The organism is Streptomyces sp. NRRL F-5630 (assembly GCF_000719475.1).
In the GTDB taxonomy this organism is placed as follows: Bacteria; Actinomycetota; Actinomycetes; order Streptomycetales; family Streptomycetaceae; genus Streptomyces.
Genome location: NZ_JOGO01000019.1, coordinates 76,385 through 89,159 on the forward strand (window position 1 = coordinate 76,385; position 12,775 = coordinate 89,159).

The window sequence follows — 12,775 nt, forward strand, 5'->3', positions numbered from 1 at the left end:
TTCTCCACGGTGGGATCCCGTCTTTCGCCCGTCCCCGGCGAGGCGGGGTCCCGCCGCTTGTTCCGCTCACGCGCTGACAGAGGTGACGCTTTCTTTTATCAGCGGATGGCAAGTTCTCCGCGCAGGCTCGGAGCAATGGTTCCGAGATCTTGTCCGGCACGTGCGAAGAGCATTACGGTGCGCTGCCGAGTCCGCTCGCTGAAGGTGAGAAGGCGATGGGAATCGAAGTGAGGGTCGAGGGGCTGACGAAGTCCTTCGGCCGCCAGACCATCTGGCAGGACGTCAGCCTGACGCTGCCTGCGGGGGAGGTCAGCGTCATGCTCGGTCCCTCGGGGACGGGCAAGACCGTCTTCCTCAAGTCGCTGATCGGCCTGCTCAAGCCCGAGCGCGGGCGTGTCCTGGTGGACGGCGTCGACATGGCGCGCTCACCGGAGCGGGACGTCATGGAGGCCCGCAAGAAGTTCGGGCTGATGTTCCAGGACGGTGCCCTGTTCGGGTCGATGAACCTCTTCGACAACATCGCCTTCCCCTTGCGCGAGCACACCCGCAAAAAGGAGGCGGAGATCCGCCGCATCGTCATGGAACGGATCGAGCTCGTCGGCCTGACCGGCGCGGAGGGGAAGCTGCCGGGCGAGATCAGCGGCGGGATGCGCAAGCGCGCGGGCCTCGCGCGGGCCCTCGTGCTCGACCCGGAGATCATCCTCTGCGACGAGCCCGACTCCGGCCTCGACCCGGTACGCACTGCCTTCATCTCCCAGCTGCTCATCGACCTCAACACCCGCATCGACGCGACGATGCTCATCGTCACGCACAACCTCGACATCGCCGCGACCGTGCCCGACAACATGGGGATGCTCTTCCGCCGCGAACTCGTCGCCTTCGGCCCGCGCGAAGTGCTCCTCACGAGCAGGGAACCGGTCGTCGCCCAGTTCCTGACCGCCAGCAAGGCGGGCCCGATCGGGATGTCCGAGGAGAAGGACGCCGCGACGCTCGCGGCCGAGGCCGCCGCGTACACCCCGCCCGCCGAACCGAAGGCGCTCGTCCCGCAGTTGGAGCCGAGTGCGGGCCTCGGGGAACGGGCCGCCGTGGCGCGGCGCAGGGAGCGCGTACGGGGACTGCTGCACACCCTGCCCGAGCGCGCGCAGTCCGCGATCCGCGCCGCCTACGGCTGGGAGCGGAGCACGTGGGCGCACCACGGAGGTGCCTCGTGAGGGCGCGTACGCGCTTCGGGGCGGCCGCATGAGCATCGACGAGCGCCCCGCCCCGCCGCCGGAGCCGCCCACCGTCCCCCTGGGCGAGGTACGCACGCCGCCGGCCCCGCCGCGTCCCCCGAACCCGCTGCTCGGCCCGCTCCGCCAGACCGGCAGGCTCTTCGCGCTCACCCTGGAGGTGCTGCGCGCGATCTTCCGCCGCCCCTTCCAGTTCCGCGAGTTCATCGAGCAGTTCTGGTTCATCGCGAGCGTCACCATCCTGCCCGCCGCGCTCGTGTCCATCCCCTTCGGCGCCGTCATCGCTCTCCAAGTGGGAAGCCTGACCCAGCAGTTGGGGGCGCAGTCCTTCACCGGAGGAGCCAGCGTCCTCGCCGTCATCCAGCAGGCGAGCCCGCTCATCGTCTCGCTGCTCATCGCCGGGGCGGGCGGCTCGGCCATCTGCGCCGACCTCGGCTCGCGCAAGATCCGCGAGGAGCTGGACGCCATGGAGGTCATGGGGGTCTCGCCCGTGCAGCGGCTCATCGTGCCCCGCGTGCTCGCCACCATGTCCGTCGCGCTGCTGCTCAACGGCCTCGTCTCCGTCGTCGGCACCCTCGGCGGCTACTTCCTCAACGTCGGCCTCCAGCACGGCACCCCCGGCGCCTACCTCCAGAGCTTCTCCGCCCTCGCCCAGCTCCCCGACCTCTACGTCGGTGAACTCAAGGCACTCGTCTTCGGCCTCATCGCCGGGATCGTCGCCGCCTACCGGGGACTGAACCCGCGCGGCGGGCCCAAGGGCGTCGGCGACGCCGTCAACCAGTCGGTCGTCATCACCTTCATCCTGCTGCTCGTCGTGAACATGGCGATGACGGCGGTCTACCTCCAGATCGTTCCGCCGAAGGGAGGCTGAACGCATGGCATCCCCGCTCGCCTGGCTCGACCGCGGTGGCGACCAACTGCTCTTCTACATCCGCGCCCTGCTGTGGATCCCGCGCACGATCACGCGGTACGCCAAGGAGGTGCAGCGCCTGCTCGCCGAGGTGGTGTTCGGCTCCGGCGGCCTCAGCGTCATCGGCGGCACCGTCGGCGTCATGATCGGCATGACCGCCGCGACCGGCACCGTCGTGGGACTCCAGGGCTTCGCCGCCATGGACCAGATCGGCACCGCGCCGCTCACCGGCTTCGTCACCGCCTACTTCAACACCCGCGAGGTCGCCCCGCTCGTCGCCGGTCTCGCGCTCTCCGCGACGGTCGGCGCGGGATTCACCGCGCAACTCGGCGCGATGCGCATCAACGAGGAGGTGGACGCCCTCGAAGGGATGGGCGTGCGCTCCATGCCGTACCTCGTGACCACGCGCATCATCGCGGGCGTCGTCGCCATCATCCCGCTCTACGCGCTCGGCCTCCTCTCCAGCTACGTCGCCTCGCGCGTCGTCACCGTCGTCTTCAACGGCCAGTCCTCGGGCACCTACGACCACTACTTCAACCTGTTCCTGGTCCCCGAGGACGTGCTCCTCAGCGTCCTGAAGGTGCTCGTCTTCAGCGTGATGGTGATCCTCGCCCACTGCTACTACGGCTTCCGCGCCCAGGGAGGGCCCGCCGGGGTGGGCGTCGCCGTGGGCCGCTCGGTGCGCAACGCCATCGTCCTCATCGCCGTCACCGACTTCTTCCTCTCGCTCGCGATCTGGGGCGCCACCACGACGGTGAAGGTGGCGGGCTGACATGGAGACCCTGCGCCTGCGCCTCGCGGGCATCGCCTTCCTCGTCGCCGCCGCTCTGCTCATCTGGCTCGCCGTCGCCGTCTACCAGAAGGACTTCAGCGACGACCCGCGTGTCGTCGTCGAGACCGGCAGCATCGGCAACGAGATGCACATCGGCGCCGAGGTGAAGCTGCGCGGCGTCGTCGTCGGCGAGGTCCGCGCCATCGACGCCTCGCGGCAAGGCGCCCGCCTCACCCTCGCCATGAAGCCCGGCGCGCTCCGGTCCATCCCGGACGACGTCCGCGCCCAGATGCTGCCCACCACCCTCTTCGGCGAGCGGTACGTGGCGCTCGTCGCGGACACCACGGAGCCCGCCCGCCCGCTCGGCGCCGGCGCCGTCATCCCGCAGGACCGCTCGGCGAACGCCATCGAACTCCAGCAGGTTTTGGACCACACGCTCCCGCTGCTCACCGCCGTCCAGCCGCAGAAGCTCTCCGCGACCCTCTCCGCCGTCTCCCAAGCGCTCGACGGGCGCGGCGACAAGCTCGGCGAGACCCTCACCGAACTCGACGCGCACCTCAAGAGGTTCAACCCCGAACTCCCCGCGCTCAACGAGGACCTGAGGCAGCTCGTGAAGGTCTCGCACGTGTACGCGGACGCCGCGCCCGGCATCGTCGACGCGCTCCACGACTTCACCACGACGAGCGGCACCCTCGCCGAGAAGGAGACCGGCCTCTCCGCCGCCTACGCGAGCACCACCCGCGCCGCCGAGGACATCGACGGCTTCCTGCGCGCCAACAAGGACACGATCATCCGCCTCTCGGCCACCTCGCGCGGCACCCTCCGGCTCCTCGCCGAGTACTCCGCCGAGTTCCCCTGCACCCTGCGCGCCCTCACCGAGTTCACTCCCCGCATGGACCGCGCCCTCGGCAAGGGCACGGGGCACGCCGGCGTCCACGTCGAGGTCACGACCGTGCCGTCCCAGGGCGCCTACCGGCCCGGACGCGACACCCCCGCCTACACCGCGTCCGGCGGCCCGCACTGCTACTCCGCGCCCTACCTCGGCGAGGCGAGCGGCACCCGCCCCGCCGCCACCGCGAGCCTCTCCGCCGACAAGGACCTCGGGCCCGCCAACTCCCCGCAGGAGAACGACCTCGTCAACGAACTGCTGAGCGCGCCCGCCAAGGACACGGGGGCCCCGACGGGAGCGAAGGAAGGCAAGGGCGCGAAGAGCGCCGGGACCGGCACGCGCCGACCCGCCGGGGGCACACAGGCCGGGGAGCTGCCCGACTGGTCGAGCCTCCTCGCCGGACCCGTCTTCCGGGGCACGGAGGTGAGAGTGAAGTGAGCGCGGACAAGGACTCCTTCCCGCACCGCAAACCGCCGACAGGGGCGGTCGTCAAGTCCCTCGTCTTCGTCCTCGTCACCGGGGTCGCGACCGCCGTGCTCGGCCTGTCCATCGCCAACACCGGTGTCGGCGACGACACGACGACGTACAAGGCGCTGTTCTCGGACGTGACCGGGCTCATCGACGGCGACGGGGTGCGGATCTCCGGCGTCAAGGTCGGCGAGGTCACCGACGTACGCGTCGTCGACCACCGCACGGCCCAGGTCACCTTCACCGTCGACCGCGACCGCGGCCTGCCCGCCACCACGACGGCCTCGGTCAAGTACCTGAACATGGTCGGCCAGCGCTACATCTCGCTGGAGCGCGGCTCCGGCGGCGCCACCGGCGAACTCGCGGACGGCGGCACCATCCCGCTGAGCCGCACCACCCCGGCCCTCGACCTCACGCTCCTCTTCAACGGCTTCAAACCGCTCTTCGAAGGGCTCGACCCGGCGCAGATGAACGAGCTGGCCGGCTCGATCGTCAAGGTCCTCCAGGGCGAGGGCGGCACCGTCGAGAGCCTCATCCGGCACGTCGGCTCGCTCTCCACGACCGTCGCGGCGAAGGACGAGGTCATCGGCGAGGTCGTCGACAACCTCACGCAGGTGCTCGACACCTTCAACGACCGCGAGGACCGGTTCGACGACCTCGTCACCACCCTCAAGGAACTCGTCTCCGGGTTCAACGCGGATAGCGAACCCCTCGGCGAGGCGGTCCGGGCCATGGGGGACCTGACGAGCGTCACCGCCGGGCTGCTCCAGGACGCCAGGAAGCCGCTCAAGGACGACATCCATCAGCTCGGCCGTCTCTCCGGCTCGCTCGGCGACGGCATCCCGCGGATCGAGAGCTTTCTCGACAAGGCGCCCACCAAGCTCACCGCCCTCGCCCGCCTCTCCTCCTACGGGTCGTGGTTCAACCTGTACCTCTGCGAGGCGAAAGTCGGCGGCCTCACCATGTCCGACGGATCGAAGCCTCCCACCGGCATCCCCGTCACCGAAGCGAGGTGCCAGTCATGACGCCTGCGAAGCGACCGCGCCTCACCCCCGTGAAGGAACGCGATCCCGTCGCCGTCGCGCTCGTCGGCCTCGCCGTGCTCGCCCTCGTCCTGCACGCGGCCTTCCACGCCGCGAGCCTGCCCCTCGTGGGCGGCGGCACCACGTACACCGCCGACTTCAGTGAGGCCGCCGGGCTCGACGACGGCGACGAGGTGCGGATCGCGGGCGTCAAGGTCGGCGAGGTCACCTCGGTCGGCCTCGAAGGGAACCGGGTGAAGGTCGCCTTCCGGGTACGGGACGGCGATACCTGGATCGGCGACCGCACCACGGCCGCCATCGCCATCAAGACCCTGCTCGGCTCCAAGTACCTCGCCCTCGACCCGCTCGGCACCGGTCGCCAGGACCCCGGCAGCCGCATCCCGCTCGCGCGCACCACGTCCCCGTACGACGTGACGAGCGCGCTCCAGGACCTCGGCAGCACCATCGACGAGGTCGACACGGAACAGCTCGCCAACAGCTTCCAGACGCTCTCCGACACCTTCAAGGACTCCCCGCCCGACGTGCGGACCGCGGTCGAGGGACTCTCCGCGCTCTCCCGAACGGTGTCCTCGCGCGACGCCGAACTCGCCCGCCTGCTCAAGGGGAGCGAGCAGCTCACCAAGACGCTCCGGACGAGGAAGTCCAGCTTCGAGACGCTCATCGACGACGGCGGCTCCCTCCTCGGCGAGCTGAGGCAACGGCGCACCGCCGTCAAGGCGCTGCTCAGCGGCAGCAAGGCGCTCGGCGAGGAGCTGAACGGCCTCGTCGCCGACAACGAACGGCAGTTGCGCCCGACGCTCAAGGCACTCGGCCGCGTCACCGACGTGCTCCGGAAGAACCAGGGACAGCTCGACCGGACCCTCGGACTGCTCGGCCCGTACTACCGGCTCATGGGCAACTCGCTCGGCAACGGCCGCTGGTTCGACAGCTACCTGTGCGGGGCCATCCCCCGCGACTTCCTGCCCGCGTCCGCGCGGCCCGAGACCTCCTGCGTGCCGCCGAGGAACGGCGCGTACGAGACGAAGAAGGGAGACGGCCAGTGAGCGAGACCCCGCACAGATGGTCCCCGCGCCACCGGTTCCTCGTCGGCGGGCTCGTCCTCGTCCTCCTCGCCGCCGCGGGCGTCTACGGCGTCCGCGCCGCGAGCCCCGGCGGGACGCGCGTCACCGCCTACTTCGACCGCGCGGTCGGCATGTACCAGGGCTCCGACCTGCGCGTGCTCGGGGTCCGTGTCGGGAAGGTCGTCGAGGTGCGCCCGCAGGGCACGAAGGTGAAGGTCGTGCTCGCCATCGACCACGGCGTGAAAGTCCCCGCGAACGCGCGGGCCGTCGCCGTCGCCCCGAGCGTCGTCGCGGACCGCTACATCCAGCTCACCCCCGCCTACACGAACGGCCCCCGGCTCCGCGACGGCGCCGTGCTCCCGCTCTCCCGCAACCGCACCCCCGTCGAGATCGACCAGCTCTACGACTCCCTCACCGAGCTGAGCAAAGCCCTTGGGCCCGAGGGCGCCAACGCGAACGGCGCGCTGTCCGGCCTCCTCGACACGGGCGCGAAGAACCTCAAGGGCAACGGTGCCGCGATCGGCGAGAGCATCGAGCAGTTCGGCAAGGCGGCCAAAACCCTCGACGGCAGCAGCGAGGAACTTTTCACCACGCTCAGCCACCTCCAGTCCTTCACCACGATGCTGAAGGAGCAGGACGGCTCGGTGCGCACCGCCCAGGAGAACCTCGACAGCGTCACCACCTACCTCGCCGACGACCGCGACGACCTCGCGGCGGCGCTCAGGGAACTCGGCACCGCGCTCGGCCGGGTCAAGACCTTCATCCAGGACAACCGCGGCGAGCTGAAGAAGAACGTGGACCGGCTCGTGCCCCTCACCCAGACCCTCGTCGACCAGCGGAAGTCTCTCGCCGAGGCGCTCGACACCGCGCCGCTCGCGGCCGGCAACCTCGTCAAGGCGTACGACCCGAAGACCCGCACCCTCACCGGGCGCGCCAACCTCAACGAGGTGGCCCAGGGCAGCCCGATGCTGCCCCTGCCCGCCGTGGGGGGTGAGTGACCGTGAAGAGGTCCACCGCGGCGGGGCTGTGGGGCGGCACGGGGCTCGCCGCCGTGCTCGCGCTGTGCCTGACCCTCGGCATCGTCCCCGCGCCCACGCTCGGCTTCGACGGCATCGAGGACCTGCCGCTGCCCGGCGGCGCCGACCTCGGCCCCCACCCGTACACCCTCACCGCGGACATGAAGGACGTCCTCAACCTCGTCCCGCGCTCCGACGTCAAGGTCAACGACGTGACGGTGGGCCGGGTGACCGCCGTCGCCCTCGCCCACGACGGCTGGACGGCCCGCGTCACCCTCCGCGTCAACGGAGACGTACGGCTGCCCGCCGGGACAGGGGCCCGCCTCGAACAGTCCAGCCTGCTCGGCGAGAAGTACGTTCAGCTCGTCGAGCCCGAGGACGGCGGCGGGCGGCTCCGCTCCGGGGACCGCATCCCGCTCGCCCGCACCGGCCGCACCACCGAGGTCGAAGAGGTCTTCGGCGCGCTGTCGCTGCTCCTCAACGGCGGTGGCCTCAACCAGCTGAAGTCCATCACCACCGAACTCAACAAGGCGATCGGCGGTCGCGAGAGCGAGGTCCGCTCCACTCTGCGCCGGGTCGACACGCTCGTCACCGACCTCGACGACCACCGCGGCGACATCACGGCCGCGCTCGACGCGGTCAACCGGCTCTCGACGACCCTCGCCCACCGCAAACAGGACGTGGGCGCGGTGCTCGACGACCTCGCCCCGGGGCTCAAGACGCTGGAGGAGCAGCGGGGGTCGCTCATGACGATGCTGCGCTCGCTCGACCGGCTCCAGGACGTCGCCGTCGACACCATCGACAGGAGCAAGGCCGACATGGTCGCCGACCTGAAAGCCCTCGCGCCCACTCTTCGCTCCCTCGCCGACGCGGGCCAGGACCTGCCCGACTCGCTTCAGGTCCTCCTCACCTACCCCTTCACCGACGAGGTCCTGAACGGCGTCAAGGGGGACTACCTGAACGCGTACCTGCACATCACGGCGGCCGAGGGGACGACCCTGATCCCGCCGCTCGTGCCGGGAGACGCCGACGACGGCGCGGGGGGTTCGGAGGCACCGGCTCCCGGTGGGGACGCGCCCAGGAAGTCGGCGGGCGAGCCCTCCGGGAAGGGCGGGAAGTGGCCCTCTGACGGCGCGGTGCCCACGGGCGCCGGCTCCACGAGCGGGGCGTCGAAGGGTACGGCGTCGAAGGGTACGGCGTCGCACCGTGCGGCATCCGGGAGCGCGGCCCCGGAGGGCTCCACGGCCGGGCCCACCGGCTCGCGCTCCGCGTCGGCGCACTCCTCGGCGAGTCCCGGCGCCACCACCCGCAGCCCCCTGCCCCTGCCCGCCACCACGAGCGGAGGCACCCCGTGATCACCCGCGCCACGGTGCTCAAGAACATCGCCTTCGTCGTCATCGCCGTCCTCGTGCTCGCGTACCTCGGCGTGCGGTACGCGGACCTCGGCCGGTACGCGGGAGTGGCCGACTACTACTCGGTCAAGGTCGAACTCCCGCGCACCGGCGGACTGTTCACGCACGCCAACGTCACCTACCGGGGTGTCTCGGTGGGCCGCGTCGGTGACATCGGGCTCACCGCCGACGGCGTGGAGGCCCAGTTGCGCATCAAGAAGTCCGCGCCGCGCATCCCCGAGGACGCCAAAGCCGTGGTGGCCGACCTGTCGGCCGTGGGCGAGCAGTACATCGACCTGCGCCCCGAGAGCGACGGCGGCCCCTACCTCGGCGACGGCTCCCGGATCGCGGCCTCCGCCGCCTCCGTGCCCCGCCCCGTCACCGATGTCCTCTCGGGCGTGGACGACCTGACCGCCTCCGTCCCGCTCGACGACCTGCGCACGGTCGTGGACGAGTTCGGCAAAGCCTTCGAGGGGCGCGGCGACGACCTTCGGGTACTGCTCGACAACGGCTCCGCCTTCGTACGGGCCGCCGACCGCTCCTTCCCGCAGACGCGCGCGCTCATCGAGGACGGCCGTACGGTCCTGCGGACCCAGGCGGAGGAGGCCGAGGCGATCAAGTCCTTCGCGCGCGGCGCCAAGGACCTCGCGGCGACCCTCAAGGGATCCGACGCCGACCTGCGCCGCCTCATCATGGCGGCGCCCGGGGCCTCGGAGCAGATCGGCGGCGTTCTGCGCGACCTCGACCCGGAGATCGGCGTCGTCCTCGCCAACCTCCTCACGACCTCCGAGGTCGCGGTCACCCGGCAGCGCGGCACGGAGGAACTGCTCGTCAAGCTGCCCCAGGCGGTCGCCATCGGCTCCACCGCCGTCGACGGCGGAAAGCTCGATCTCGGCATGGCCGTCACCTTCTTCAAGCCCCTTCCCTGCACGGCCGGTTACGGCGGCACGCGCTACCGCATCGGTACGGACACGAGCCCCGCGCCCGCGCTCAACACGGGGGCGCGCTGCACCGCGCCCGCGGCGAGCGGCGTCCAGGTGCGCGGCTCGGCCCACGCCCCCCGGGGCGGCGCGGTGCCGGAACCGGTACGGCCCGGGGCGCTCGCGCTGCCCTCGGTACGCGAGAGCGGGGCCGCCTCGACGGGCGGCGGCATGGCCGCTCTGCTCGGCGTGGGGAGCGGATCGTGAGCACGGAGGAACGCGTGAGCGGGACGGAGACGGGCGACCCGGCGGGTCGGCCGGACGGCGACGCACCACAGGTCGCGGGTGTCACCGGTGTCGGGGATGACGCCGAGACCTCGGAGCGGGAGCGGCCCGGCGGCCGTGTGCGGGCGCACGTCGTGCGGCGCGTCCTCTGCGGGCTGGGGGTCGTCCTCGCGCTCGCGGTGTGGGCCGCGGGCACGTGGTCCTACGTGCGGGCACGGACCGACGACGACCTGGCCTACGGGCGGGCTCGTGACGCTGCGCTGAAGGAGGGACGGGCCGCCGTCGCCACGCTGTCCACTCTCGACGCCTCCTCGCGGGCCCGCGCCGAGGCGGGCGTGGCCCGCTGGAAGACGGTCAGCGCCGGTCCCCTGCGCACCGAACTCGCCCGCGTGGAACCGGCGAAGGGCGCCTCCTCACGGGGTGTCGTGACGGACGCGGCGCTCACGGCGCTCGACACCCACGCGGGCACGGCGCGTCTCATCGCGACGCTCAGGGTCGAGACGACCGCCCCGGAGGCGCGGAAGCCGACAACCGACCGCAAGCGCCTGGAGGCGGTCCTGACACGGGAGTCCTCGGGGGAGTGGAAGGTCAAGGGCCTGTCGGCGGTGGCGGTTTCGGAGGTGACGCGATGAGGCGCGGGACGCCGGTGCGGGCGCGCGAGGCCGAGACGGAAACGGCTGCCGGCGCGGGGGAGGAGCCCGGTACAGGAGCGGCCGGGCCGGGGGAGGAGCCCGGTACAGGACCGGAAGCGGCTGGGGCGGGTCGGGGGCCCGGTGCGGAGGCGGAAGCCGCCGCCACCGGGGAGACCTCCGCCGCCGAGGGCGCGGGCTCCGCGTCCTCCGCGTCGGGGGAGGACCCCTCCGGGAAGGCGAGACCGGCCCTTACGTGGTGGGCGCGGCGCCGGACCGTCGTCGTCGCCCTCGTGTCCGTACTGCTCCTGCTCACCGGATGCGTACTCCTCCAGCAGGCGGGCTCGCTGCGCCACACGCCCGGCGCGGCCAACCACGCGCTCACCGACGCCGAGGCCAGCGACCGCGTGAGCGGTGACGTCGGCAGCGCGCTCGCCCGGATCTTCTCCTACACGCCGGACGGCATGGCGGGGACCGAGCGCTCCGCGAAGGCCGCGCTCGCGGGGAAGGCGGCCCGGCAGTACGAGGCGCTGATCGGCCGGGTCAGGGAGGACGTCCGCGCCCAGCGCCTGACGCTCTCCACACAGTCCGTCCGCGTCGGCGTCGTGAGCCTGCGCGGTGACACCGCGCACCTCCTCGTCTTCCTCGACCAGACCGCCCGGCGTGGGGAGGGGAAGGCGACGACGAGCGCCGCCCAGCTCTCCGTCACCGCCCGGCTCCACGACGGCGTCTGGCGTGTCGTCGACCTCACGGCCCGCTGAGAACACCTCCCCGAATGCCCGCTGATCCGCCCGCTCGACCGCTCGCTGAAAGGACCCGCATGAACCGGCTCACGCGGCCGCTGCTCCTCGTGGCGCTCGCCCTCACCCTGGTCGCGGGCGGCTTCGCCGCCTGGGCCGGCTGGTCCTGGTACGGCGCCGCCCACGACGACGGGATCTCCTACGCCGCCGCGCGCGACGACGTGCTCGAAGCGGGCGAGCAGGCCGTGCAGAACCTCAACACCCTCGACCACGCGCACTTCGCGCGCGGCCTCGACCTGTGGGAGTCCTCCACGACCGGCGCCCTGCACCGTCAGCTCGTCAAGGGACGCGACGCCTTCGCACAGCAGGTGCGCACCGCCAAGACCGTCAGCACCGCGAAGGTGCTCGACGGGGCCGTCACCGAACTCGACGCACGCGCGGGCAGGGCGCGCGTGATGGTCGCCCTGCGCGTCACCGTACGGGCCTCCGGCCAGAAGACCACCGACAAGGACAGCCGCATGCTCGGCGAACTCACCCGCACCCACGGCACGTGGAAGCTGAGCGCCCTCGGGCAGGCCCCGGTCGGCGGCACCGCGAGCACCGAGACCGACTGAGCGGCGCAAGGGAGCCCACGATGTCCACGACGCGCCACACCACCCGCCACCACCTCAACCGGCAGCGCAGGCTCGCCGCGGTGACGGCCTCGACGACCCGGCCCGCGCCCGGCCCCCGGGCCGGACGACCCGGCCAGGAGCCGCTTCCCGGTGGGGCGCCGCCCGGCGGGACCGGTGAAGGCACGCCGTCCGAGGAGTCCGCCGCCCCCGAGCCCGCCGCCTCCCGGGCCTCCGCCGCGGAAGCGTCCGCCGCCGCGCCACGCGGGGCCGGGCCCCTGGGGATCACGCGAGGTGTCGCGGTCCTGTGCCTGCTCACCCTCCTCCTCGGTGCCTTCGCGGGCTGGGCCACGACCCGTGCCGACGCCCTGCGCGACACGGCCGCCGCGCGCAACACCGCGCTGACCGACGCGGCCCGCACGAGCGAGGTCAAGGGGCAGGCCGAGAAGGCGGTCGACGCCCTGTTCTCCTACGACCACGCCGACCCGGGCGCGATGGACAAGGCCACCGCGCGCTGGCTCACGGGAAAGGCGGTCGCCCAGCACAAGGCGCTGCTCGGGCCCGTCCTCGCCGCGGCCGGGAAGCAGAAGACGGTCGTCACCACGACCGTCACCGACACCGCGGTGGAGCGGATCGAGGGCGACCGCGCTCGCGTCCTGGTCTTCGCCGACCAGAGCAGCACCAGTACGGCGGCGAAGGCCACCGCCGCCGCGAACTACGCGGGCGCCATGCTCGCCGTCGACCTCGTGCGCCGCGAAGGACGCTGGCAGGTCTCGGCGCTGGACACCTTCGGAGGCTGACTCCGGCGCCC

Annotated in this window: 13 protein-coding genes; all 13 read left to right on the forward strand. The window is 72.2% G+C overall.

All coding sequences use genetic code 11. From position 1 onward, the window contains the following. The first annotated feature begins 215 nt into the window (after positions 1-215). Entirely contained in the window at positions 216-1,211 is a 996-nt protein-coding gene (locus tag IF99_RS0112045; protein ID WP_030996415.1) for an ABC transporter ATP-binding protein, read from the forward strand. Between the two features lie 28 nt (positions 1,212-1,239). Further along, positions 1,240-2,100: an MlaE family ABC transporter permease gene (locus IF99_RS0112050; protein WP_234340672.1), complete on the forward strand. Its 861-nt coding sequence runs from the start codon at positions 1,240-1,242 to the stop codon at positions 2,098-2,100. A gap of 4 nt (positions 2,101-2,104) precedes the next feature. After that, a complete protein-coding gene (locus IF99_RS0112055) occupies positions 2,105-2,911 on the forward strand; it encodes an MlaE family ABC transporter permease (protein ID WP_030996417.1) in 807 nt (268 codons plus the stop codon). Position 2,912: 1 nt separating this feature from the next. Then, complete coding sequence (locus tag IF99_RS0112060; RefSeq protein ID WP_030996418.1) at positions 2,913-4,238, forward strand: MCE family protein; 1,326 nt, start codon at positions 2,913-2,915, stop codon at positions 4,236-4,238. Then, positions 4,235-5,293 (forward strand): MCE family protein, encoded by a 1,059-nt coding sequence (locus IF99_RS0112065; protein ID WP_030996419.1) that lies wholly within the window; start codon positions 4,235-4,237, stop codon positions 5,291-5,293. The genes IF99_RS0112060 and IF99_RS0112065 overlap by 4 nt, the downstream gene beginning before the upstream one ends. Further along, complete coding sequence (locus IF99_RS0112070) at positions 5,290-6,354, forward strand: MCE family protein (RefSeq protein ID WP_030996420.1); 1,065 nt, start codon at positions 5,290-5,292, stop codon at positions 6,352-6,354. The genes IF99_RS0112065 and IF99_RS0112070 overlap by 4 nt, the downstream gene beginning before the upstream one ends. Continuing rightward, positions 6,351-7,370 carry an MCE family protein gene (locus tag IF99_RS0112075; protein WP_030996421.1) on the forward strand — a complete coding sequence of 340 codons (1,020 nt, stop codon included), beginning with the start codon at positions 6,351-6,353 and terminating at the stop codon, positions 7,368-7,370. Before IF99_RS0112070 ends, IF99_RS0112075 begins: the two co-directional genes overlap by 4 nt. 2 nt (positions 7,371-7,372) lie before the next feature. Further along, positions 7,373-8,743, forward strand: coding sequence for an MCE family protein (locus tag IF99_RS0112080; RefSeq protein WP_078655061.1), 1,371 nt, complete (start codon positions 7,373-7,375; stop codon positions 8,741-8,743). Further along, on the forward strand, positions 8,740-9,966 hold the full coding sequence (locus tag IF99_RS0112085) for an MCE family protein (protein WP_030996423.1): 1,227 nt from the start codon (positions 8,740-8,742) through the stop codon (positions 9,964-9,966). The genes IF99_RS0112080 and IF99_RS0112085 overlap by 4 nt, the downstream gene beginning before the upstream one ends. After that, a complete protein-coding gene (locus IF99_RS0112090) occupies positions 9,963-10,616 on the forward strand; it encodes a hypothetical protein (RefSeq protein WP_324604373.1) in 654 nt (217 codons plus the stop codon). Before IF99_RS0112085 ends, IF99_RS0112090 begins: the two co-directional genes overlap by 4 nt. A gap of 290 nt (positions 10,617-10,906) precedes the next feature. Beyond that, complete coding sequence (locus IF99_RS35745; RefSeq protein ID WP_420705668.1) at positions 10,907-11,374, forward strand: hypothetical protein; 468 nt, start codon at positions 10,907-10,909, stop codon at positions 11,372-11,374. Between the two features lie 59 nt (positions 11,375-11,433). Next, positions 11,434-11,967 (forward strand): membrane protein, encoded by a 534-nt coding sequence (locus tag IF99_RS0112100; RefSeq protein ID WP_030996426.1) that lies wholly within the window; start codon positions 11,434-11,436, stop codon positions 11,965-11,967. Positions 11,968-11,987: 20 nt separating this feature from the next. Then, the gene (locus IF99_RS0112105) at positions 11,988-12,764 is read left to right on the forward strand and encodes a hypothetical protein (protein WP_030996427.1); all 777 of its coding nucleotides are present in this window, start codon (positions 11,988-11,990) and stop codon (positions 12,762-12,764) included. The last annotated feature ends 11 nt before the right edge of the window (positions 12,765-12,775 follow it).